The sequence below is a fragment of the Streptomyces sp. NPDC033131 genome (assembly GCF_055578365.1).
The window spans coordinates 455,211-478,688 of the sequence record NZ_JBVIPA010000001.1 but is presented as its reverse complement, the minus strand read 5'-3'; the positions used below and the strand labels follow the sequence as shown (position 1 = coordinate 478,688).

20 protein-coding genes are annotated in these 23,478 nt (G+C 71.7%); 10 read left to right on the top strand and 10 right to left on the bottom strand.

Annotated features, from left to right (window positions below):
* Positions 1-153 precede the first annotated feature (153 nt).
* A complete protein-coding gene (gene typA / locus ACZ5XS_RS02095; RefSeq protein WP_468647293.1) occupies positions 154-2,061 on the bottom strand; it encodes a translational GTPase TypA in 1,908 nt (635 codons plus the stop codon).
* A 139-nt stretch (positions 2,062-2,200) separates the two neighbouring features.
* Entirely contained in the window at positions 2,201-4,393 is a 2,193-nt protein-coding gene (locus ACZ5XS_RS02090; RefSeq protein WP_468647292.1) for an ABC transporter family substrate-binding protein, read from the bottom strand.
* A 285-nt stretch (positions 4,394-4,678) separates the two neighbouring features.
* On the opposite strand from ACZ5XS_RS02090, the gene ACZ5XS_RS02085 reads away from it, so the two are divergent.
* Genes ACZ5XS_RS02085 through ACZ5XS_RS02070 form a run of 4 tightly spaced genes read left to right on the top strand, consistent with a single transcriptional unit; the run spans position 4,679 to position 8,576 of the window.
* Entirely contained in the window at positions 4,679-4,969 is a 291-nt protein-coding gene (locus tag ACZ5XS_RS02085; protein ID WP_217241121.1) for a hypothetical protein, read from the top strand.
* 36 nt (positions 4,970-5,005) lie between these two features.
* Positions 5,006-5,845 (top strand): hypothetical protein, encoded by an 840-nt coding sequence (locus ACZ5XS_RS02080; RefSeq protein ID WP_468647291.1) that lies wholly within the window; start codon positions 5,006-5,008, stop codon positions 5,843-5,845.
* Complete coding sequence (locus ACZ5XS_RS02075) at positions 5,845-7,803, top strand: fumarate reductase/succinate dehydrogenase flavoprotein subunit (RefSeq protein WP_468647290.1); 1,959 nt, start codon at positions 5,845-5,847, stop codon at positions 7,801-7,803. Before ACZ5XS_RS02080 ends, ACZ5XS_RS02075 begins: the two co-directional genes overlap by 1 nt.
* On the top strand, positions 7,800-8,576 hold the full coding sequence (locus tag ACZ5XS_RS02070; protein WP_468647289.1) for a succinate dehydrogenase/fumarate reductase iron-sulfur subunit: 777 nt from the start codon (positions 7,800-7,802) through the stop codon (positions 8,574-8,576). The genes ACZ5XS_RS02075 and ACZ5XS_RS02070 overlap by 4 nt, the downstream gene beginning before the upstream one ends.
* On the opposite strand, the gene ACZ5XS_RS02065 is transcribed toward ACZ5XS_RS02070, so the two are convergent.
* Positions 8,568-9,521 (bottom strand): class I SAM-dependent methyltransferase, encoded by a 954-nt coding sequence (locus ACZ5XS_RS02065; RefSeq protein ID WP_468647288.1) that lies wholly within the window; start codon positions 9,519-9,521, stop codon positions 8,568-8,570. The genes ACZ5XS_RS02070 and ACZ5XS_RS02065 overlap by 9 nt on opposite strands.
* A gap of 278 nt (positions 9,522-9,799) precedes the next feature.
* Positions 9,800-10,885 (bottom strand): glycoside hydrolase family 18 protein, encoded by a 1,086-nt coding sequence (locus ACZ5XS_RS02060; RefSeq protein ID WP_468647287.1) that lies wholly within the window; start codon positions 10,883-10,885, stop codon positions 9,800-9,802.
* A 107-nt stretch (positions 10,886-10,992) separates the two neighbouring features.
* Between ACZ5XS_RS02060 and ACZ5XS_RS02055 the strand changes: the two genes are divergently transcribed.
* Entirely contained in the window at positions 10,993-12,576 is a 1,584-nt protein-coding gene (locus ACZ5XS_RS02055) for a hypothetical protein (RefSeq protein ID WP_468647286.1), read from the top strand.
* Between the two features lie 23 nt (positions 12,577-12,599).
* Here ACZ5XS_RS02055 and ACZ5XS_RS02050 read toward each other — a convergent pair whose 3' ends face one another.
* The 6 genes from ACZ5XS_RS02050 to ACZ5XS_RS02025 form a co-directional block, all read right to left on the bottom strand.
* On the bottom strand, positions 12,600-15,224 hold the full coding sequence (locus ACZ5XS_RS02050) for a SpoIIE family protein phosphatase (RefSeq protein WP_468647285.1): 2,625 nt from the start codon (positions 15,222-15,224) through the stop codon (positions 12,600-12,602).
* Positions 15,225-15,476: 252 nt separating this feature from the next.
* Positions 15,477-15,884, bottom strand: coding sequence for an ATP-binding protein (locus ACZ5XS_RS02045; protein ID WP_468647284.1), 408 nt, complete (start codon positions 15,882-15,884; stop codon positions 15,477-15,479).
* A 203-nt stretch (positions 15,885-16,087) separates the two neighbouring features.
* Positions 16,088-16,498, bottom strand: a complete 411-nt coding sequence (locus ACZ5XS_RS02040) for a (deoxy)nucleoside triphosphate pyrophosphohydrolase (protein WP_468647283.1) — start codon at positions 16,496-16,498, stop codon at positions 16,088-16,090.
* Positions 16,499-16,543: 45 nt separating this feature from the next.
* Positions 16,544-16,735 (bottom strand): SPOR domain-containing protein, encoded by a 192-nt coding sequence (locus tag ACZ5XS_RS02035; protein ID WP_030041955.1) that lies wholly within the window; start codon positions 16,733-16,735, stop codon positions 16,544-16,546.
* Positions 16,736-17,139: 404 nt separating this feature from the next.
* Positions 17,140-17,892, bottom strand: a complete 753-nt coding sequence (locus ACZ5XS_RS02030) for a GntR family transcriptional regulator (protein ID WP_217241131.1) — start codon at positions 17,890-17,892, stop codon at positions 17,140-17,142.
* A gap of 147 nt (positions 17,893-18,039) precedes the next feature.
* A complete protein-coding gene (locus ACZ5XS_RS02025; protein WP_468647282.1) occupies positions 18,040-19,257 on the bottom strand; it encodes a DUF4190 domain-containing protein in 1,218 nt (405 codons plus the stop codon).
* A gap of 102 nt (positions 19,258-19,359) precedes the next feature.
* On the opposite strand from ACZ5XS_RS02025, the gene ACZ5XS_RS02020 reads away from it, so the two are divergent.
* The 5 genes from ACZ5XS_RS02020 to ACZ5XS_RS02000 all read left to right on the top strand — a co-directional run bounded on the left by ACZ5XS_RS02020 (position 19,360) and on the right by ACZ5XS_RS02000 (position 23,314).
* The gene (locus tag ACZ5XS_RS02020) at positions 19,360-20,544 is read left to right on the top strand and encodes a serpin family protein (RefSeq protein WP_468647281.1); all 1,185 of its coding nucleotides are present in this window, start codon (positions 19,360-19,362) and stop codon (positions 20,542-20,544) included.
* A 136-nt stretch (positions 20,545-20,680) separates the two neighbouring features.
* A complete protein-coding gene (locus ACZ5XS_RS02015) occupies positions 20,681-21,190 on the top strand; it encodes a hypothetical protein (protein WP_468647508.1) in 510 nt (169 codons plus the stop codon).
* Positions 21,187-21,540 carry a transcriptional regulator gene (locus ACZ5XS_RS02010; RefSeq protein WP_468647280.1) on the top strand — a complete coding sequence of 118 codons (354 nt, stop codon included), beginning with the start codon at positions 21,187-21,189 and terminating at the stop codon, positions 21,538-21,540. Before ACZ5XS_RS02015 ends, ACZ5XS_RS02010 begins: the two co-directional genes overlap by 4 nt.
* Positions 21,537-22,448 carry an ABC transporter ATP-binding protein gene (locus ACZ5XS_RS02005; RefSeq protein WP_468647279.1) on the top strand — a complete coding sequence of 304 codons (912 nt, stop codon included), beginning with the start codon at positions 21,537-21,539 and terminating at the stop codon, positions 22,446-22,448. Before ACZ5XS_RS02010 ends, ACZ5XS_RS02005 begins: the two co-directional genes overlap by 4 nt.
* On the top strand, positions 22,445-23,314 hold the full coding sequence (locus tag ACZ5XS_RS02000; protein ID WP_468647278.1) for an ABC transporter permease: 870 nt from the start codon (positions 22,445-22,447) through the stop codon (positions 23,312-23,314). The genes ACZ5XS_RS02005 and ACZ5XS_RS02000 overlap by 4 nt, the downstream gene beginning before the upstream one ends.
* Positions 23,315-23,478 lie beyond the last annotated feature (164 nt).

The window sequence follows — 23,478 nt, the reverse complement described above, 5'->3', positions numbered from 1 at the left end:
GGGTGCGAAACGGACGTGTTACATGGGTACCGGGCGAGGATCACCGCAATCCGGACACGCGGCCTCCGGGGAGCAGGCAAAAATGGGTTGCAAAAAGCCCGGCTGCCCCCACGATGGGGGCAGCCGGGCTTCGGGCCGTGTGCCGACCGAGCGTCAGCTGTGCTTGGCGCGGCTCGCGGAGCGACCGCGCTCCTTCTGGTCGAGGACGACCTTGCGGATGCGAACGGCCTCCGGGGTCACCTCGACGCACTCGTCGTCGCGGCAGAACTCCAGGGACTGCTCCAGGGAGAGCTTGCGCGGCGGGACGATCGCCTCGAACGAGTCGGCGGCGGCGGAGCGCATGTTGGTGAGCTTCTTCTCCTTGGTGATGTTCACGTCCATGTCGTCGGCGCGGGAGTTCTCGCCGACGATCATGCCCTCGTACACCTCGGTGCCGGGGTCGGTGAACAGCACGCCGCGCTCCTGGAGGTTCGTCATCGCGAAGGCGGTGACGGCGCCCGCGCGGTCGGCGACCAGCGAACCGTTGTTACGGGTCGTCAGGGTCCCGAACCACGGCTCGTGGCCCTCGTGGATGGAGTGGGCGATGCCCGTGCCGCGCGTGCCGGTCAGGAACTCGGTCCGGAAGCCGATGAGGCCGCGGGACGGGACGACGAACTCCAGGCGGACCCAGCCCGAGCCGTGGTTCGACATGTTGTCCATGCGGCCCTTGCGGACGCCCATGAGCTGCGTGACCGCACCCATGTGCTCCTCGGGCACGTCGATCGTCATGCGCTCGACCGGCTCGTGGACCTTGCCGTCGATCACCTGGGTGACCACCTGGGGCTTGCCGATGGTCAGCTCGAAGCCCTCGCGGCGCATCTGCTCGACCAGGATGGCGAGCGCCAGCTCACCACGGCCCTGGACCTCCCACGCGTCCGGACGCTCGGTGTCGAGCACGCGGAGCGAGACGTTGCCGACCAGCTCGCGGTCCAGACGGTCCTTGACCTGACGGGCGGTGACCTTGCGGTCCTTGACCGCGGCCTTCGCGGTGGCGCCCTTGCCGGTGCCGCCGCGGCCGACCAGCGGCGAGGTGTTCGTACCGATGGTCATCGAGATCGCCGGCTCGTCGACCGTGATCAGCGGCAGCGCGACCGGGTTCTCGGGGTCGGCCAGCGTCTCGCCGATCATGATGTCCGGGATACCGGCGACCGCGCAGATGTCACCGGGGCCGGCCTTCTCGGCGGGCTTACGGGTGAGCGCCTCGGTCATCATCAGCTCGGTGATGCGGACGTTGGACATCGTGCCGTCACGCTTGATCCACGTGACCGTCTGGCCCTTGCGCAGCTCGCCCTGCTCGACGCGGAGCAGCGCGATACGGCCGAGGAAGTTGTCCGCGTCCAGGTTGGTGACGTGCGCCTGGAGCGGGGCCTCCTCGTCGTACTCGGGGGCCGGGACGTGCGACAGGATCGTGGAGAAGAACGGCTCCAGGCTGTCGCTGTCGGCCGGGACGGTGCCGTCCTCCGGCTTGGTCAGCGATGCCACGCCGTCCCGCGCACACGCGTAGACGATCGGGAACTCGATCTGGTCCTCGTCGGCGTCGAGGTCGAGGAAGAGGTCGTAGGCCTCGTTCACGACCTCGTCGATGCGCGAGTCCGGGCGGTCCGTCTTGTTGATGCACAGGATGACGGGCAGGCGGGCCTGCAGCGCCTTGCGCAGCACGAAGCGGGTCTGCGGGAGCGGGCCCTCGGAGGCGTCGACCAGCAGCACGACCGCGTCCACCATCGACAGGCCGCGCTCGACCTCACCACCGAAGTCGGCGTGGCCGGGGGTGTCGATGATGTTGATGGTGATGACATCGCTGCCATCCTTCGGGTGGTACTTGACCGCAGTGTTCTTGGCCAGGATCGTGATGCCCTTCTCACGCTCCAGGTCGTTCGAGTCCATCATGCGGTCGTCGAGCGACTCGGCGGCGTGCGCGGCGAAGGCACCCGCCTGCTTGAGCATGGCGTCGACGAGGGTCGTCTTGCCGTGGTCGACGTGGGCGACGATGGCGACGTTGCGGATGTCGTGGCGCGTGGCCATATTGCGGCGATCTCCCGGGGTGTGAGGAAGGCCTGCGCGTACATCTGTGTTACGCGGGACCCTGCCGGGCTGGACACGCCACGGCCTCACCCCATGGTACGTGGCCCTGGCGGAGACGGCCTCCACAGGGCCACGGGGCTCACTTCGGCGAAGCGCTCGCGGCCGGTTTCATGCCCTTCTTCAGGTAGCCCATGTCCTCGTAGACCGGCGTCTGGAAGCCGAAGGAACCGGCGTTGGCCAGGCTCTTCCGCACCGCCGTGAGCTGGGGGCGCTGGTAGAGGGGGATGGAGCCGGCCGCCGCCCAGATGCGGGAGTCGGCCTTGCGGATGAGACCGCGGTTCTCCTCCTGGTCGAGCGTGGCCACGGCCTGGTCGAAGAGCTGGTCGACCTGGTCGGTGCCGACGCGGGTGTAGTTCTGCTCGACGTTCAGGGAGCCGTCGGCGGCGGGCACCGGCTTGGCGAAGATGGGGCGGGCGTCGGTCGCCGGGAAGGCGGAGGCGGGCCACGAGTACAGGGCGAGGTCGTACTGGCCGGACGCGATGTGGTCCTTGAAGTAGCTCTCGTCGGCGACCTTGGAGATCTCGGTGCGGATGCCGACCTTCTTCAGCATGCGGCTGATCCGGTCGGCGACCGTGCGGAGCGTCTGCGAGCCGGACCCCGAGGGGAGCACGAAGCGGAGGGTGAGCGGCTTGCCGTCCTTGGCGAGCACCCCGGCCGCGGTGCCCGCCGGAGCCGCCGTGCCCTCGGGCGCGTAAGCGCCGGGGGCGCCGCCCTGCTTCAGCTGGTTCGCGTACTGCCTGCCGTCCTGGGCGAGGTGCTTGCCGCCCTCCCCGCTCGTCCGGGAGTGGTTCTCCGTGCGGCCGTGCGCGTCACCCGTCCCGTGCTCGTTCTCCCGGTCGCCCTCGTGGGGAGCCTTGTCGTCCTCCCCGACGATGTACGTCCCGTCGTCGCCCTGTGCCGATTCCTCCCCGGCCTTCTCGGACGTCCCGGCCTTCTCCCGCTCGGCGCCGGCCGCCTCCTCCCCCTTCTTCTTCTCCTTGACCGGCCCGCCGAGCACCCATCCGGCGTCCGCGAGCAGCGCCCGCGCCTCCGCGGTGTCCTGACCGCCGAGGGCGCCGCTGTTGTCGGCGTACGCGGCCTGACCGGACAGGGCGAGGTGGCTGCCGACCGGCGCGGCGGGCAGCCCGAGCGGCTTGAGGACGGCCTTCGCCAGCGCCTTCCGGTCCAGGGCCCGGGCGACGGCCCGGCGCACCCGCTCGTCGGCGAGCGGACCGGCGGCGCCGTTGAGGGCGAGCTGGGTGTAGGCGGGTTCCAGCGACTTGCGGACCTCGAAGCCCTGGAGGGCCTGCCGGCTGCGGTACCCGGCGACCGCCTTGCGCCGCTGCTCGCCCGCGCTGTTCCCCTTCGTGCCGCCCGGGCCCTGGAGCGGGGCGCTCGTGCCCTTGCCGGCGGCGCGTGAGGCGAGGGTGATGCGTCCGACGGACTCGGGGTCGATCTCGGCGAGGTCGAGGGTCCCGGCGGCCAGCGCGGCGGCCCGCTTGCCGCGCGGTACGGCCCGCAGCACGACCTCGGACAGCTTGGCGGACCGCCCCCACCAGCGCGGATTGCGGGCCAGGGTGACCTCGTCGTCCTTGCGGTCGACCTTCTTCACGGCGAACGGCCCGGCGGTGACCTTGAGCTTGCGCCGCGCCCCGTCGTTGAAGGCGTCCGGCGCCCCCATGACGTCCTTCGGGTACAGCGGCGAGAACAGCGACTGCCAGTCGGCGTACGGCCGCCCGAAGGTGACCCGCACCTCCAGGTCGTTCGCCCCGCGCTCGACCTTCTCGATGCGCTCGTACCCGGCGTTGCGCGCGGTCCAGTAGGCGGTGTCCTTGCCGGACAGGGCCCGCCACTGGGCGGCGAAGTCGGCGGCGCCGATCTCCCGGCCGTCGCTCCACACGGCCTGCTGGTTCAGCTTGTACAGCACGACCTGTTTCGGCTCGGACTCGACGACCTTCGCGGACTCCAGGTAGTCGGGGTTGCGCTCGGGCCGGCCGTTGCGGTCCATCCGGTACATCGACGGCAGCACGGCCTGGGCGATCCGGTGGGTCCCCGCGTCCGCGTCCGCCTGGAAGGTGTTCAGCGTCTCCGGGAGGGCGTCCACGGCCCAGCGCAGGGTGCCGCCGTCGGCGAGCCGGTCCCGGGCGGCGGGGGCGATGTCCTGGCCGGCGAGCGGCCTGCCCGCCTTGTCCTCGGAGCTGCATCCGGCGAGCAGGGGCACCGCGAGCGCACCCGCGGTGAGGAAGGAGACCGAGCGCATGACCGCGCGCAGTCTGACGCCGTCGTGGGACATCTGCTTACCTCCGGGAGCCGCGGGCGTTATGATCACTTTTGGCGGTATATGGAGCTGATCACATGTATGCGGCCACTGAAGAGGAAAGGGTTCGGCAACGGACGGCGACACGGCGACGACAGCCGGGAAGGCCACCCGTGCGGCGCAACGCACCAGGGAATGCACCCATACGCCTCGGCCAATCGGTGCACGTCCCTTCCCACCGGTAGGTGTGACGCGCAACACTCGCAGGCGCATGAACGTTGCCGCCCAGGGCAATCCCGCCCACGGAAGTGAGGTCACGTCATGTCCGTGCACGACGAACTGACATCGGTGCAGCGCTGCCTCGACGATCTGACCCGGTCGGTCGGACGCCTGGAGCAGCAGCTCGGGAGCGGCGGGCTCGACATGCGCCGCGTCCGCGCCGACGCCGAACACCTGCGCGAGAGCGTCGCGCTGCTGCGTGAGGCGGCCTCCACACCGGCCTCGCCCAGGCGTCCCGATCTCGTCACCATCCCCGACACCCCGTACGACGACTCACTGTGGATCGACTCGGACGACGAGGGACTCGGCGCCCGGGACCGCCGCGCCCCCTGAGCCGTCCCGGAGTCCCGACCCGACCGGAGTCATGAATTGGCCACTGGTACGGAACCTCCAGCCACAGCAGACCCCCCTCCCCCGCGCGGCGGCGTACACACCGGTACGCGCGCCGCGATCGACGCCCCGCACCTGCGGACCGACCGCTGGTGGCTGGCCCCGGCCGCCACGGCGGCCGGTCTGCTCGCCTTCATCGTCTACTCGACGTGGCGGGCGTTCGCGAACGCCGACTACTACGCGGCGCCGTACGTCTCGCCCTTCTACTCCCCCTGTCTCGCCGACAACTGCGAGCCGATGAGGGGCGGCCCCAACGCCGATCTCTTCGGGGGCTGGTGGGGCATCTCCCCCGCGATCATCATCCTGATCTTCCCGCTCGGCTTCCGCCTGACCTGCTACTACTACCGCAAGGCCTACTACCGGGGCTTCTGGGCGTCGCCCCCGGCCTGCGCGGTGGCCGAGCCGCACAAGAAGTACACGGGCGAGACCCGCTTCCCGCTGGTGCTGCAGAACATCCACCGGTACTTCTTCTACGCCGCGATCGTCGTCGCCGGGATCCTGACCTACGACACCGTGCTCGCCTTCCGCGACGAGCACTACGAGTGGGGCCACATGGGCCTCGGCACGCTCGTCTTCCTGATCAACATCGTGCTGATCTGGGCGTACACGATCTCCTGCCACTCCTGCCGGCACATCGTCGGCGGCAAGCTCAAGCACTTCTCGAAGCATCCCGTGCGCTACCGGATGTGGCAGTGGGTCGGCAGGCTCAACGCCCGGCACATGCTGCTCGCCTGGGCGTCGCTGGTGAGCGTGGCGCTCGCCGACTTCTACGTGTACCTGGTCGCGTCCGGCGCCTTCGACGATCCGAGGTTCTTCTGATGTCCGTGGTCGACCGGCAGGAATGGGACGTCGTCGTGGTCGGTGCCGGCGGGGCCGGGCTGCGTGCCGCCATCGAGGCGCGTGAGCGCGGTGCCCGTACTGCCGTCATCTGCAAGTCGCTGTTCGGCAAGGCGCACACGGTGATGGCCGAGGGCGGCATCGCCGCGGCGATGGGCAACGTGAACTCCGGTGACAACTGGCAGGTCCACTTCCGCGACACCATGCGCGGCGGGAAGTTCCTCAACCAGTGGCGGATGGCCGAGCTGCACGCGCGGGAGGCCCCGGACCGGGTGTGGGAGCTGGAGACCTGGGGCGCCCTCTTCGACCGTACGAAGGACGGCCGGATCTCGCAGCGCAACTTCGGCGGCCACGAGTACCCGCGCCTGGCGCACGTCGGCGACCGTACGGGCCTGGAACTGATCCGCACCCTCCAGCAGAAGATCGTGTCGTTGCAGCAGCAGGACTTCCAGGAGACCGGCGACTACGAGGCGCGCCTGAAGGTGTACCAGGAGTGCACGGTCACCCGGATCCTCAAGACTGTGCCTGACAGCGGCTCCGCCGCGGGCTCGCGGGTGTCCGGAGTCTTCGCCTACGACCGTGAGACCGGGCGCTTCTTCGTCCTGGAAGCCCCCGCCGTGGTGATCGCGACCGGCGGCATCGGCAAGTCCTTCAAGGTGACGTCGAACTCGTGGGAGTACACCGGTGACGGCCACGCGCTGGCGCTGCTGGCCGGGGCACCCCTCCTCAACATGGAGTTCGTGCAGTTCCACCCGACGGGCATGGTCTGGCCGCCGTCGGTGAAGGGCATCCTCGTCACCGAGTCCGTGCGCGGCGACGGAGGCGTCCTGCGCAACTCCGAGGGCAAACGCTTCATGTTCGACTACATCCCCGACGTCTTCAAGGAGAAGTACGCCCAGTCCGAGGAGGAGGGCGACCGCTGGTACGAGGACCCGGACCACAACCGGCGCCCGCCCGAGCTGCTCCCCCGTGACGAGGTGGCGCGCGCGATCAACTCCGAGGTCAAGGCGGGCCGCGGCTCCCCGCACGGCGGCGTGTTCCTCGACGTGTCGACGCGGATGCCCGCCGAGGTGATCCGGCGCCGGCTGCCGTCGATGTACCACCAGTTCAAGGAGCTGGCAGACGTCGACATCACGGCGGAGCCGATGGAGGTAGGGCCCACCTGTCACTACGTGATGGGCGGCATCGCCGTCGAGTCGGACACCGCGGCCGCGCGCGGGGTGCCGGGTCTGTTCGCCGCCGGTGAGGTCGCGGGCGGCATGCACGGCTCCAACCGCCTGGGCGGCAACTCCCTGTCCGACCTGCTGGTGTTCGGCCGGCGCGCGGGCTGGCACGCGGCCGACTACGCGACCGGGCTCGCGGCGGACCGCCCGCCCGTGGACGACACCCAGGTCGACACGGCGGCGGCGGAGGCCCTGCGGCCGTTCTCGGCGGAAGGCCCGGAACCCGCCGGAGGGCCGCCGGAGAACCCGTACACCCTCCACCAGGAACTCCAGCAGACCATGAACGACCTGGTCGGCATCATCCGCCGCGAGGCGGAGATGGAGCAGGCCCTGGAGAAGCTGGCGGACCTGCGGCTACGGGCCCGGCGGGCCGGGGTGGAGGGCCACCGCCAGTTCAACCCGGGCTGGCACCTCGCCCTGGACCTGCGGAACATGCTCCTGGTCAGCGAGTGCGTGGCCCGGGCCGCGCTGGAGCGGACCGAGTCACGCGGCGGCCACACCCGCGAGGACCACCCGGCGATGGACAGCGAGTGGCGCCCCGTGAACCTGCTGTGCCGGCTCACGGATCCCACCGGCGGGCTGGCGGCCACCGACCCGGTGCGCGGCCAGATCGACCTCAGCCGTGAGTCCACCGACCCCATCCGCCCCGACCTGCTCGCCCTCTTCGACAAGGAGGAGCTGGTCAAGTACCTCGCCGAAGAGGAGCTGTACGAATGAGCGGCTACACGGCCCACTTCAAGGTGTGGCGGGGTGACGTGCAGGGCGGCGACCTCCAGGACTTCAAGGTCGAGGTGAACGAGGGCGAGGTCGTCCTCGACATCATCCACCGCCTCCAGGCCACCCAGGCCGGCGACCTCGCCGTCCGCTGGAACTGCAAGGCGGGCAAGTGCGGTTCGTGCTCGGCGGAGATCAACGGGCGCCCCCGTCTGCTGTGCATGACCCGCATGTCGGTGTTCACCCCCGACGAGACGATCACCGTCACTCCGCTGCGCGCCTTCCCCGTCGTACGGGACCTCGTCACGGACGTCGGCTTCAACTACACGAAGGCCCGCGAGGTGCCCGCCTTCGTACCGCCCGCCGACCTCGGTCCCGGCGAGTACCGGATGATGCAGGAGGACGTGGACCGGCCGCAGGAGTTCCGCAAGTGCATCGAATGCTTCCTGTGCCAGGACACCTGCCATGTGGTCCGCGACCACGAGGAGAACAAACCGGCCTTCGCCGGCCCGCGCTTCCTGATGCGGGTCGCGGAACTGGACATGCACCCACTGGACGCGGCGGCGGAGTCCGGCCTCGACCGCAAACAGACCGCCCAGGACGAACACGGCCTCGGCTACTGCAACATCACCAAGTGCTGCACGGAGGTCTGCCCCGAGGGCATCAAGATCACGGACAACGCGCTGATCCCCTTGAAGGAACGGGCGGTGGACCGCAAGTACGACCCGCTCGTATGGCTCGGCAACAAGATCCGGCGGCGGCCCTCGTCAGGCTGAGGCCCGCAGATAACCCGAGTGCGCGACCTGGCCGAGGTAGGTGAACCGGGTCTCGGTGGCCATGTGCTTCTCGAAGGCCTCCTTGATACCGGGCCACTTCGGGTGCCCGAAGTCGTCCAGTACGACGATGCCGCCGGGTGCCACGATCCGCTCGGCCCACTCCAGGTCGGCCGCCACACCGGCGGCGGAGTGGTCCCCGTCGACGACGATCACGCCGTAGGACCGGTCGGAGACCAGGGCGCGTACCTCGGGGTCCTCGGAGAAGCCCTGCTGGATCCGGGTCGCGGCACCGGCCGCGCCCGCCAGCGACAGATTGGTGCGCACCGCGGCTCCCCGCACCGGGGTGCCCGAGGCGTCGTCCCCCATGGTGGCGCCGGGCTGCAGCTGCGTCCCCGCGAGCGGATCGACGATCGTCAGCCTCGGATCACGCCCCGCGCGCTCCATCATCCGGATCAGGGCCGCGCCGAACATCCCGTACAGCGTGCCGATCTCCAGGATCTCGTCGTTCGGCGGATCGAGCAGCGGCACGGCGGACAGCTTGCCGACGATGTTCATGGTCCCGCCGGCGATCCGGCCGACGCCGAGCGCCTCCAACGCGATGAGCAGCCGGAACGCCTGGGCGACGTTGCGCTCGGCACCGTCCTTGTCCCCGGTCACCCGCGCCAGCTCCGCGATCGTGCGGTCGAGGTGGGGCGCGGACGGCAGCCGTGACGCGCCGCGCCCGGTGCCGTCGAAGAACAGCTCCAGGGGGCGCTGGCGGCCGCGCAGCTTCTGCAGCTCCTGCTGCGTCACATCGGCAGCGGTGCTCCCGGGGGCGTTCCGGGTCGTGTTCCCGACGGTGTTCGTCATGACCCGGCGGACCTGGCGCTCGATGCGCTGGTCGAGGAGTTCGACGATCGGCCGCAGGGCACGCCGGGCGGTCTTGCTGGTCAGTAGCGCTCGCATCCGTGGACGGTAGGGCGCCCACAGCCGGCTCACAACCAACGGAAGAACCCGTACGGGCGAAGCGCACATGACGTCTCGGCCACGGGAGGCTTACGTGGGACCGCATGGCGGTCCGGCACCCGCGTACGGCGCGGAGGGGGCGTGTCGGGGGGTGTTCGCCCGCAGGGTTGGCGCGTCGACGCCGTTGAGTCGGTGAGCGACCGATTCCGCGCCGTTCCGAGGACGGACACCCCCCGACGCGCCCCCGCCCCCCGACGTAAACCGAAGGCGGGGGTTTCTCAGCGCACCCAGCCCTCCCGGTACGCCGTCCAGTCCTCCTCCGTGGCCGCGAAGTCCACGTATGCGGCGACGCCGAAGTTGGCACGGTCCGCGTCCGTACGCGAGAGGCCCAGCCGGACCCCCCTGACCGCGGCGGCGGCGGTCTCGGCGTGATTCCAGTGGCCGAACCGGTTCTCGTGGTAGAAGGGCAGGCCCATGAGCAGGTCGGTGGACCGCGGGGTGGCCTCCAGGGCCAGCGCTGTCTGCTGGGCGACATAGCCGCCGTACGTGCTCTCCAACGGCTGCATGGTGTCGTACGACATCACCGCGATCTGGTCGACCCGTCGCGCGACCTGCCCGAAGAACTTCTGCGACCACCACTTCGGGTGCCCGGCGACCGTGCCCCAGAAGGAGTGGAACCCCGGCACCGGATCGATCTGGTGCGCGGCGATCGACAGCTGCGCGTCCGCGGCGCGGGTGACGGGCCGCAGCGCGTCGAGGAGGGTGAGGTAGTTCCGGTCGCCCGAGTGCAGCGGCTCCAGGTCGAAGTGCACGCCGTCGAAGCCCACGGCCAGGATCTGCCGGGTGGACTCGACGACGGCGGCCCGGGTCTCCGGCCGCTCCAGCCGCATGCCGTTCGGGCTCTCGGTGGCGAGCACGTCACCGAGCCAGGCCTGCACCCGGATGCCGGGCGCGGCCCCGTGCATCGCGTCGATGAACCAACGCGCTCTCGGATACGCCGACTTGGGCAGCGTGCCGTTGTGCTCCAGGGGCCCGGAGTGGACGTAGAGATCACGCATCCCGGTGCTCTCCAGCCGGCGGGCCAGGGCAGCGACGTCGGCGTCCTTCTTCCGTCCGTCGACCCAGGCATGGCCGAGCCAGATGGCGTCCTTGCCGCGGGTGTAGGTGCCGGCCGCCGGATCGCCGGCGTAATTGACCCGGAGGGCGATCTGGGAAGCGAGCACCGGCAGCACGACGACCAGGACGAGCGCGAGAGCGGTGCGACGGACCCGGCGGACCCAGGTCCGCCGCCGCTCGGGCCCGGACCGGGGCTCCTGCTCCGGCGCCGTCGCCGGCTCCGTCTCGGGCTCCTGCTCTGCTTCCATCCCGGTCCCCCCAGAACGTTCCATGACGGCGTTCCCCTCCCTCATCGGTCTACGGCCACCCGCCACCCCGGTCGCGCCCCCGCATTCCTCCTCATACGCTCCGAAAGGTGACGTCATCGTTGATCCGGGGCCGCTCGCGGCGCACCCGCTCTTCCATATCCGTGCGGGTGGCGCATGCCGTGCTGGGCGGTGCGGCCGGGCTCGTGTGGCTGGCGTTGCCAGGGATGACGATCAACACGGACGCTCCGGTTGCGATCAGCACCGACTCCCGGCGCGTTGCCGCCGCGCCGGAGGACGAGGAGACCTCCGCCGCGGACCTGGTCCTGCCGCTCGCCGTGGTGGGCGCGGCAGGCGCCCTGGCCGGATACGGCTATGTACGACGCACCCGGCGGACCCGAACCCGTACGACCCCCGGCGGCAGCACCCGCACCGCGCCCCCCGTCCCGCCCCTCGGCGGCCTCGACGAACAGGCGCGGGCCCTCCTCGCCGAGGCCGACAACCGGATCCGCGCCGGCCACGAGGAACTGGGCTTCGCCGAGCCGCGTTCCGGACCGGCGGCCGTCGCGCCGTTCACCCGGGCCCTACGGGAGGCCGAGTCCGAACTGTCCGCCGCCTTCCGCATGCGCCGCCGGTACGACGCGGGCGTCCCGGAGGACGAGACCTCCCGTCGCCACGCGCTGACCGGAATCGTGGGCCGGTGCCAGGAAGCGTGCCGCCGGCTGGACATGGAGGCCGCGGCCTTCGACCGGCTCCGCGCGCCGGCCCGGGAGTCCGGGCAGGCCCTGGCCTTCGCGGAGACCCGGTTCCGCGAGCTGGCCGCCCGCACGGCAACCACGGAGACCACCCTCGCGGACGTCACCCGGCGCTACGCCCTGTCCGCCACCGCCCCGGTCACCGGCCACGTAGAACAGGCCAAGGACCACCTGGTCTTCGCCACCACCCACCTCAACCGGTCGCGCCAGGCGGCCGATTCGGGCGACCCGGACGGCACGGCCCGCGAACTCCGCGCCGCCGAAGGCGCCATCGCCCGGGCCGCGGTACTGCTCGACGGGGTGGAGCGACTGGCGGCCGATCTGACGACGGCCCAGAAGATGCTCCCGGCCACCCTGACGGGCGCCGAGGCGGAGTTGGCGGTGGTACGAGGACGGCCGGCCACCGGGGAGCAGGGGCCTTCGGACGGGGCTCCGGACGGGCCCGCGGAGGGCCCCTTGTCCCACGTCCCCGTGGGTGAACTGCGAGCCCGGCTGGGGCACGCCGACGCCGTCCTGGCCTCCGTACGGCACACCCTGACCGGCGCCCGCCCGTACGACCCCCTGGACCTCCTCCGCCGGACCGTCGAGGCGGCCGCACCACTCGCCACCGGCCGCACCGGTGTCCTCCCGGCCGCCGCCCTGCTCACGGCGGACAGCGCAATCGCCGGCGCGGACGCCTTCATCGCGGCACACCGGGCCGCGGTGGGCGCCGAGGCCCGCACCCTGCTGGCGGCGGCGCGGGACACGGCACCGGCCGGACCGGCCGCCCCGCCCTCCACCCTCACCGACCGGCTGCACGCCGACTCCCTGGCCCGCCGGGCGCGGGAGCTCGCCGAGCAGGACGTACGCATGCACGGCAAACCCGACGCGGACGCCGCCCCGCAGGCAGGTTTCGGCGGCCCCGGCACTCGGGCGAACCCCGACTCGCCGGCCCTGTGAAGCCCTCGACTCGCCCGCCTCGCTCAGAACAGGCTCAGCAGGGCCTCCGCCGGGTCCGCGAGGCCGGTCTCCCCGTCAGGCAGCGGGAGTTCGAACCACACCGTCTTGCCGCGGGGCGTCCGGCGGGAACCCCAGGCCGCGCTGAGGAGGCCGACCAGTTGCAGGCCTCGGCCGCCCTCGTCGGTGTCGCGGGCGCGGCGACGGCGGGGCTGGACCAGGCCGGAGTCCCAGACCTCGCACACCAGCGTGCGGTCGAGCAGCAGCCGCAGCCTGATGTCGCCCTCGCCGTAGCGCAGGGCGTTCGTGACCAGTTCGCTGACGAGCAACTCCGTCGTGTCGACCAGGGGTTCCATGTCCCAGCGCTGCAGCTGGCCGCGGGCGTACTCGCGGGCCTTGCCCACGCTGCGCGGCTCGCGTGGCAGCGTCCAGTCGCCGACCGAGTCGGCGGGCAGGCCCTGGACGCGTGCCATGAGCAGGGCGATGTCGTCCTCGCCGTGGAGGCTGTCGAGGGTGTGCAGGACGTGGTCGCAGACGTCCTCCAGAGGGCTGGAGGGGTCGGTCAGCGCTCCTACGAAGGCCTGGAGGCCCTCGTCGAGAGGGTGGTCGCGCGATTCGACCAGTCCATCCGTGTAGAGCGCGAGCAGGGCGCCTTCCGGCAGTTCGACCTCCACCTCCTCGAAGGGCTCGCCCCCCACGCCGAGCGGCATGCCCGGCGGCACGTCGAGCATCAGTGCCGCCTCGCCGGGTTCGACCAGGACGGGAGGCAGATGGCCGGCGTTCGCGAACGTGCACCTGCGGGTCACCGAGTCGTAGACGGCGTACACGCAGGTCGCCAGGTACACCTCGGAGAGGTCGGCCTCGCGGGGGCGGCGGGCCGCGCGGGTGGCCTGCTGGACGCCTCCCGGCGCCCCGAGGCCGCGCGCGATCTCGTCCAACGCGGAGAGGACTTCGGCCGGTTCGAGGTCCAGCAGGGCCAGAGTGCGTACCGCGGACCGCAGTTCGCCCATCGCCACCGCGGCCCGCAGGCCTCGGCCCATCACGTCGCCCACCACGAGCGCGGTGCGGTGCCCCGGCAGTTCGATCACGTCGAACCAGTCGCCGCCGACCTCGCTCGGCCGGTCCGAGGACGAGTTGCCGGGCAGGTAGCGGCAGGCGATGTCGAGGCCGGAGGCGACCGGGTCGCCGGGGGGCAGCAACGACCGCTGCAGTATCAACGCGCGTTCGTGTTCGCGCCGGTAGAGACGGGCGTTGTCGATACAGACGGCCGCCCGCGCGGCCAGCTCCACCGCGAGGTCCCGGTCCCGCTCGCCGAACGGCTCGCTGCCCTTGGTCCGGGCGAACTGCGCGATGCCCACGACGGTGTCGTGGGCGACCATCGGCACGGCGAGCGTGGACTGGACGAGGCCGCCGTCCTCGGCGGGCACCCACTGCGGACGGGCCGTGCGCAGGGCGTCCGCGCAGGGCGAGTTGAAGGGGTAGTGGTGGACCGCGCCGACCGCGACCGGGTCGCCCGAACCGGCGAAGGGCCCGTCGGAGACGGCGCTGGCGAAGGCGACGCGGCGCAGTTCCGCACTGCCGTCGGCGAGGCCCGGCGGGGTCTCGTCGCCGGCCAGCAGCCCCTGGTAGAGGTCGACCGTCGCCAGGTCGCAGAAGCCAGGGACGACGACGTCGAGGAGTTCCCGGGCGGTGGTCTCCAGGTCGAGGGAGTTGCCGATGCGGGCGCCGGCTTCGTTCAGGAGGGCGAGATTGCGCCGGGCGTTGGCGGCCTCGCGGGCGGCGGCGCGGCGGGCGGTGATGTCGAGGCCGAGCCAGGCGATGCCGATGGGGCGTCCGGAGCCGCTGTGCACGCGGTAGAGGTTGATGGACCAGTGGCGGCGTTCGTCGGAGCCCGGCACGAAGCCCGTGACGTGCATGTCCGTGATGGAGTTGCCGGTTTCCAGCACCCGGCGCAGGGTCGCGGCGATCCGCTCGGCCTCCGGGCCCTGCAGGTAGTCGTACACGCCCTTGCCGCGGTGGTCGTCGGGGGTGCCGCCGAAGGTGTTGGCGAACTGGAGGTTGGCGCGGCGCACCCGCAGGTCGGGGTCGATCAGCAGGAAGCCGAACGGAGATTGACCGAATATCGCCTGCGAGGCGGCGAGGTCGGTCTCGATGCTGCGCAGGGTGCGGACGTCGACGACGATGCAGACGGCGGCCTTCTCGCCGTCCTCCGTACGCGTCGGCATGACGTACACCTCGGCGAGCCCCTGACGACCGGGCTCGCCGGTCGCCGAGTCCGGTACGCGGAAGGGGACCACGCCGGTCCACTCCCGTCCGTCGAGAATCTCCGCCATCTTCCGCTGGCCCCGCTCCTGCAGGTCCGGGTCGATGAACACCTCTATGGGGTCCATGCCGACGGCCCGCTCGGCGGCGATGCCGAAGAGCTGCTCGGCGCGCAGGCTCCACTGCTCGACCAGCCCGTCGGGGCCGATGGAGAAGGACGCGACCTTGATGTAGTCGTAGATCGAACCGGGCGGGCTGCTCTGCCACATGGCGTCGCCGGGCGGCACGTCTTCCGGACGGATGCCCGCGGCGGCATCGCCCGCGGCCTCCGTCCTCGCGCCGTCCGACGGGTCCTTCGACTCCGTGGCCTTCGCTGGTATCTCGCTCACGCGAACCGTCCCCTCCAGCTCACCGCGTCCGGCACCGGTCACCGGGGGCGGCTGCCCGCAGTATCCAGCACTACGGCGCCGCACAACACGGTGTTCACGATCACAGCACGGTCCCGATGGTTTTCGGTCCGGACCGTGACAACACCTACAGTCTTCTAACCAGCGGGCACGCCGTCGAACCACGTGGATTCACAACCGCCACTGGCCTGAACCAGTTGCTCGACAGTGCGGAGGCGGTCGTACACCGCCGGCTCATCCCGGCAGGGCGAGTTCGAACCACACCGTCTTGCCCGCGTCGTCGGGCCGGGTGCCCCAGCGGCGCGAGGAGTGGGCCACCAGTTGGAGGCCCCGGCCGCTCTCGTCCTCGGGCCGGGCGACCCGCTCGCGGGGCGGGTCCGGGAGCGGGTCGGAGACCTCCACCAGCAGGACGCCGTCAAGGTGGGCGGGGCGCACCAGCCGTACGCCGATGGGACCGGTCGCGTGCCGCAGGGAGTTCGTCACCAGCTCGCTGACCAGGAGCGCCGCGAGGTCCGCGAGGCCGTCGAGACCCCAGTCGCGCAGCTGGCCCCGCACGACGGCCCGAGCGCTGCGCACGGCGCCCGGGTCCGCCGGGAAGGTCCACCCGGCGCACTCGCCTTCGGTGTCGATCACGCCGATCACATCCCGGGCCTGCCAGCTCGCCCCATGTCCGGTTTCGTGGGGTTAATGGGCACATACCCGATATCAAGGGGCCAGTACCGCCCACGAGGGCGCACTGTGGCACCAACGGCGTAAGGGAGACCAGCGCACGCCGGTCGTGCACGACGTACGGCCATCGGCGCGCCCCGGCCCGCCGGCCCCCGCCCGCCCAGCCGTACGACGTTTCAGCGCGTGCCGGCCTCCAGCCGGGTCGCCGCCTCGCGCACGGCCGCCACGTCCTGGTCCAGCCAGGGCACGTCCCAGATCTCGGCGGGAGCGAGCCAGCGGAGTTCGTCGTGGTCCTGAAGGGGCTTGGGGTCGTCGGAGCCGGGAAGAAGACGGGCCGTCCACACCTGGAGGACGTAGGGCGCCTTCAGCGGCCATTCGCCCGGGATCCGCTCGCCGGGCTCGGTGCGGACGCCGAGTTCCTCACGCAGTTCGCGCACGAGCGCCGCCTCGGGCGCCTCGCCCGCCTCGACCTTGCCGCCGGGCAGTTCCCAGCGCCCGGCGAGTTCGGGGGGTGCGCTGCGGCGGGCGGCGAGCAGGCGGCCGCCGTCGAGCAGGGCGGCCCCCACCACCACGATCCGTTCCGTCATGCGCCGGAGCCTACGGGAGCGCAGGGGCCGACGGCATGGGAGGGCTCAGTCGGCCGAACTGGTTCCGTTCTGCCCGATCCGTTCGACCCAGTAGAGCTGTTTGTGGCCGCGGCCGTCGAGGCTGTCCGCGATCTTCTGGGCTTCGGCGCGGGTCGCGTACCTGCCCACGCGGTAGCGATTGCCGTTGTCGTCCTGCCGTATGACGAGCCAGGGAAGAGTGATCGTGCCGTCGTTCATCGCGCCTCACTGCTCCTTCCCACCCCGGCCCGCCCGCTTCCCACCGACAACCTGCGCCGGGCCCCGCCCGCTAAGGAAACCGCAATCCGCATATGCCCGAGCCTACGCCCAACCTTTACGCAGCGAACACGCCTTTTCACAAAGAGGTACGCAACCAGCCAGCCTCGACCGGCGCGCCAGGGGGCGCACATTACGGAACGCGCCCTCCTTGAGCGTCGATGCACCCGGTCGGCGACGCACCCCCGGCATCGGCGCCGACCTGCGAGAACGGCTGAATTCGAACGCCGTACGAAAGGGCGCCGGTTGGGGGTTCGCCGGGGGCAACTGCCAGGAGGGCGTGCGCCACTTCACATCCGGCCGCACCGAGTCACCTCCGGCGCAGCAGAAGTCGGCCGGTATGCGCGCTACTTCACGGGGAGGTGATACGCGACCCGGTACCGGTCCGCCGGAATCACCACGTCGGCCGTCTCCACCGGGCGGCCCGAGGCGTAGTACGTGCGCTGGACGACGAGGACGACATGGCCGGGGACACCGCCGAGCGCGTGCAGTTCCTCGGCGAGACCGGGGCGGGCGCCGACCTCCTCGGTGACGTTGTCGACGACCACGTCGATGGCGGCCATCCGCTCGACGACGCCCATGCCGCCGAGCGGGCCCTCCTCGGGCAGCATCACGGGCGTACGGCCGGTGACGGCGAGGGGCTCCCAGGAGGTGGAGAGCATCATCGCCTCGCCGGCCTCCCGGAAGACGTACTTCGTGCACATCACGCGGTCGCCGGGCCGGACGGCGAGCCGCTCGGCGACGGCACCGCTCGCCTCGGCCTGTTCGCTGCTCGACTCCCAGGTGCCGCGCGTCCCGCCGTCGGCCTGCTCCTGCCGGAAGGGGGTGGCCCCGCCGGCCGGGCGGTAGCCGGAGCGCGCGATGCTGCGGGGCACCGGACGCTCACGCACATACGTCCCGGACCCGGAGCGGCCTTCGACCAGCCCTTCGGCCATCAGCACCTTGCGCGCCTCCAGCGCGACGGTGTCCGAGACGCCGTACTCCTCGCGGATTCTGGCCTGGGACGGGAGGCGGGTGTGCGGTGGCAGCGAACCGTTGACGATCTTCTTGCGAAGATCACCCGCGACACGCAGGTACGCCGGCTGCTCACCGAAAGTCACTGGCCGCTCCCATCAGGTTGTACAGACAGCAACAGCCTGGCAACCGTGGGTTGTGTCACGCAAGCAAAGGCCAGAGAATCACTCGATGTGATGACATGGGCCCGTGCAGGGCTTTACGCAGGCGCTTTATCCCCGCTATGGCCACCGTCACACCTCCAGGCCGTCACCCGATCCCCCGACGTCTCCGTCCGTGCCGCCCTCCTCCTCGGCCGGCGGGGTGGTGGCCAGCCCCAGAGCCTTGCGTGCCGTGACCGACAGACCAGGGTCCTCCAGCTCCAGGGCCTCGCCGTAGTGCAGGTAGAACGCGTCCACGTCGGCGGCCGCGGCCGCCTTCGCCCACGGCGCCTGAAGGGCCTCCGCCTCCTTGGCGACGGCCGCGACCGGCTTTCGGGCGTCGGCGGGCCACGTGCGGCCGCGCAGCAGCCCGGTCTCCTCGGCGAGCGCCGACACGATGCGCGCGGCCCACTCCTTGTTCGCCTCCAGATCGTCCTCCGGAACGTCCGCGGGCACCGACTCCGCTGCCGCCTGCTGGACGTTGACCGCCTTCAGGTACGCGAGCTGGTCCGCGTCGAGCGTCGTCTCGTCGTTGCGCAGCGAGCCGCCGTCCATGGCCGCGTCGCTGTCCGCGTTGCCGAACGCGCAGGTGATCTCGCGGTCGCCGAGGTTCCAGGTCTCCTGGGAGGGCACCACGTAGTACACGTCCACGTCCTCCGGTACGGCCCAGGTGTCCATGGCGTAGGCGGAGCGGAGCTTGTAGCACTTGTCCCCGGCGGTGTCGGTGACCGAGGCGTCACCGGGGAAGTCGCCGTCCGGCAGCACGACGACCGCGAACACCTCGCCGTCGTGCGCGCCGGAGCAGGGCACCTCGTCGAGGTCGTACGTCGAACCCTCCAGGCCGCTCGCCGAGTCGAAGCACTCGCCCTTGGCAGGCGAGCTGCTGCGCGCGGCCTCCTTGAACCCGTCCCAGAAGTCCGACACACCGTTGGTGGCGAGCACCAGCACCCACAGGGCGAGCCCGAGGGACGACAGCACCGACCCGATGACGGCCATGGCCTTCCCGCGCTCGCCCTTCTTCCTGATCTGCCCCAGCGCGATCAGCCCCAGGACCAGTCCCACGGCCGGCAGGCAGCACAGGACGCCGAGGACGAGGGAGGCGATGGCGAGCCCGTTGACCGGCGCCGGCTGGTTGTACGGGCTGTAGCCCTGACCCCAGCCCTGGTAGGGGGACGGGGGGTAGGGGCCGTAGGCAGGCTGCCCGTACGGTCCCTGCGGGGACGGCGGAGGCGGTGGCGGGTACTGGCCCTGCGGGTACGGCCCTTGGGGTTCCTGAGGCTGGTAGGGCCCAGGGGGCGGGGGTATGGACACGAGTACCGTGCTTCCTCGTTCGGGCGGCGGGGCCGGGGCGTTGACCGTAGGGAACTGACGTACGACAGAGCGCATGGTAAGCGCGGGGCTCAGGGGGGCGGAATGCCGGTCACACATACGACGATCCGGGCGGCGAACGGGCTGACCGCGAGGTGGGCGGCGGCCACGGGGGGCGGGACGGTGTTCTCCGCGCCCGGCGTCTGGCCGCTGCTGGCCCTTCTGGCCGACGGAGCGGCGGGGGCGGCGCGCGAGGAACTGGCGGCGGCGATCGGCGTACCGGCCGGCCGAGCCGCCGACGCGGCGCGGGAACTGCTCGCCACGATGGCGGACATCCGGGGTCTGGATCCGGCCGTCGGACTGTGGACCAAGCGCACGCTGGAGCTGCGCGAGGGGTGGGCGGCGGGCCTGCCCGCGGGAACGCACGGCGTGCTCACCGGCGATCCGGGTGCCGACCTGCAGGCACTGGACGCGTGGGCCGCCGAGCGGACCGGCGGGACGATCGAGCGCACGCCTGTCGGGATCGAGCCGCTCACGGAGTTGACGCTGGCGAGCGCGCTGGTCCTGCGGACGGACTGGGAGGTGCCGTTTCAGAGGTGTCCCGGCCGCTGGGGGGACGGTGCCGTCCGGGCGGGGCTCGTGCAGGAGGTCCCGGACCTCGATGTCGTCGCGGTGGCCCGGAGCGATGCCGGCGCCGTCACGCGGGTGACCGTGCGCGGTGTCGAGGGGATCGACGTCCAGCTGCTGCTCAGTGAGGAACGGATGGGTCCCGGCGAGGTGCTGGGCGCGGGGACGGACCTCCTGGCGGACCCGCTCGACGCGGTGCCGGGAAGCCGGCTGCCCGAGGGCGACGCCGGTCCCGGTCTGACCCTTCACCGGCTGCGCACCCACACCCCCGTGCCGCCGTCACTGGCCCTGTTCACCGTGGAGTTCGCCCTGGACGCCGAGCACGACCTGCTCGCCCACCACCACCTCTTCGGTCTGACCACCGCCGTGCGGGACGGCCCGGACCACTTCCCCGGCATCAGCCCCATGCCGCTCGTCGTGGGCTCGGCACGCCAGGCCATGACGGCGGCGTTCAGCGCGGAGGGGTTCAGGGCGGCGGCGGTGACGGCGATGACCATGCGCTTCCACGGCAGATCGCTCCAGGAGCCGCCGTTCGAGACGACCAGGGCGGTGGCCTGCTTCGACCGCCCCTTCGGTTTCCTGGCCGTCCACCGCGAGACGGGCCTCGCCCTCGCGGCGGGCTGGGTCACCGACCCGAAGCCCTTCCCCGCGCAGCAGTACTGAATTGACTCACTGTCAGAACACCGGGGATCGCCGAGCAGATCTCCCCTCCGACTTGCCCATCAGGAAAGTCGATGATAACTTTCCCGATGGGAAAGTAAAGCGCCGGACCGGAGGGTGGGGGGACGTGAGCACACCGATGGATGCCGAACAGGCATGGAGAGACCTGCAGCGCATCCGAGTGCCGCAGGAGCGGGTGTACGACGAGGTCGAGCGCTCCGCCGCGGGGGGCTCCGGAGCCCTCTGGACCACGGCCGCGCTCATGTGGCTCTTCCTGGCCGGTCTGGGCCTGGACCTGCCCGGTTGGGGCGTGGGGCTGGTCATCGTCGCGTACGTCGCGCTGCTGAGCGTGCTGGCCGTGCTGCACAACCGTCGGAGCCGGGTGCGTCTGCACCACACCCGGTGCACCCGACGGATGTTCGCCACCTTCGTCGCGGGTGCGGTGGTGACCGGCGGGACGACCCTGCTGTCCGGCCGGCTGGTCGATTCCCTGGAGCCGATGTCCGCCAGCCTGATCCAGGCCACGGTCTCGGCAACGGTGTTCGTGCTGTTCGTCGGGCCGACGAGCCGCTGGGCGGCCGGGTCGGCGCGGGACCGCGGCACACGGACGGCAGGCACGGGAAGAGCGGACGCGGGGGCAGGCCGATGAGCATCCCCGCCGGTTTCGACGAACTGATCCACCCCGCCACCCGGCTGTCGGTGGTCGCGCTGCTCGCCGCCACCGAATGGGCGGACTTCGCGTTCGTCCGCGACAGCCTCTCGCTCAGCGACTCCGCGCTCTCCAAACAGCTGCACACCCTGGAGGAGGCCGGCTATCTGGAGCTTCACAAGGAAGGCGGCGGCCGCAAGCGGCGCACACGGGTACGGCTGACGGACCACGGCCGCAGCGCCTTCGAGGGGCACGTCGCGGCACTCCGGGCCATCGTCGAGGGCGCCGGCCCTGCGACGGTGGCCGAAACACCGCCACCACTGCGACACGAATCGGGGGCAGGGCGATGACGCCGGAGCGCACGCCCGCCCAGCCCGTCGTCCACGCGCGCGACCTGACGATGGCGTACGGCGACATCGGCGTCCTCCACGGCGTCGACCTGGACATCCACCGCGGCGAGGTCTTCGCGCTCCTCGGACCCAACGGCGCCGGGAAGACCACCACGGTCGAGATACTGGAGGGCTTCCGGCGTCGTTCCGCCGGTGAGGTGATGGTCCTCGGAACGGACCCGGAGCGGGGCGACGACGCCTGGCGCGGCCGGATAGGCCTGGTTCTGCAGTCCTGGCGCGACCACCGCCGCTGGCGGGTCGCCGAGCTGCTGACGCACTTCGCGACGTACTACCCCGACCCGCGTGACCCGGCCGAACTGCTGGCCCTGGTCGGCCTCACCGACCAGGCCGGCCGGCAGGTGGACCGGCTGTCCGGCGGCCAGCGCCGGCGCCTCGATGTCGCGCTCGGCATCGTCGGCCGCCCCGAACTCCTCTTCCTGGACGAGCCGACCACCGGCTTCGACCCTCAGGCACGGCACGAGTTCCACGTCCTGGTCGAACGGCTGGCCCGCGACGAGAACGTCACCGTCGTGCTCACCACCCACGACCTGGTGGAGGCCGAGCGGCTCGCCGACCGGATCGCCATGCTGGTCGGCGGCCGGATCCGGGCCTGCGGCACGCCCGCGGAACTGGCCCGGCGGGCCGCCGCCCAGGCCGAGGTCCGCTGGACGTCCGACGACGGGACGCCCCACCGCGAACGCACCGAGGACCCCTCACGGCTGGTCTGGGAACTCCACCGGCACGCGGACGGCCCGATCGCCGACCTGGAGGTCCGCCGCCCGACGCTGGAGGACACCTACCTGCACATGGTGCACCGGGAGGCCGACGGCACGGACGGGGACGTGGACGGGGAGGCACAGGCCGCATGAAGGGGACACCCATGAAGAACGGCTGGCCGCGCGCCGGTCTCCAGCGCGGCGGCATCGAGCTGCGGCACCTCCTGCGCAACGGCAAGGAGATGTCCGGCCACCTGACCAACGTGGCCGTCGCCCAGCTCATCGCCGCCTACGTCAGCGACGACGTGCCCGGTACCCGAATCCCCATGGCCCATCTGGTGCTGGCGGGCTTCGCCGCCTACCTGCTGTTCCAGGTCGGGCTGATCAACCTGCCGCAGATGCTCGTGACGGAACGGGAGGAGGGCGTCCTGCTGCGGCTGCGGGCCACACCCGGCGGGATACCGGCCTACCTCGTCGCCAAGTGCGTGCTGGTGGTCGTCATGGCGGTCGGCACCCTGGCCCTGCTCCTGGCGGCCGCGGCGCTGCTGGTGGACGGGCCGCTGCCGCACGGGCCGGGCGACTGGCTGACACTGGTGTGGGTCACCACGCTCGGACTGCTCGCCGTCGTACCGCTGGGCGCGGCCATAGGTGCCGTGCTGCCCAACCCCCGCGAGGCGCTGGCGTTGATCATGCTGCCGACGATGGGGCTCCTGGTCACCTCCGGAACGGTGTTCCCGATCACCTCGCTGCCCGTTCCGGTCCAGCAGGTGGCCGCGGTCTTCCCCCTCAAGTGGATGGCACAGGGCCTGCGTTCGGCCCTGCTCCCCGACACGGCACGGACCGCCGAGGCGGCCGGCTCCTGGGAACTGCCCATGGTCGCCCTCGTCCTGACCGCCTGGGCGGCCCTGGGGTTCCTCCTCGCGGTGCCCCTCCTACGCCGCGCCGCCCGCCGCGAGTCCGGCTCCCGCCTGGCCGCGCGCCACCGCAAGGCGGCACAGAGCGGCGCGCCGGCCGAGTAGGCGGCCTGGTGACCGCTGGGGTGACGGCGGTCTTCGTCACCCTCCGCGGCGAGGGGGCGCGCCGGCCGGCAAGCCATCCGCCAAGGGGCCGGAGCGAGTCGGATCGCCACGGCCTCGTGCGTTCCGGCACCGCCCGTACCGGACCACCCACCGAGGGCCTGGCC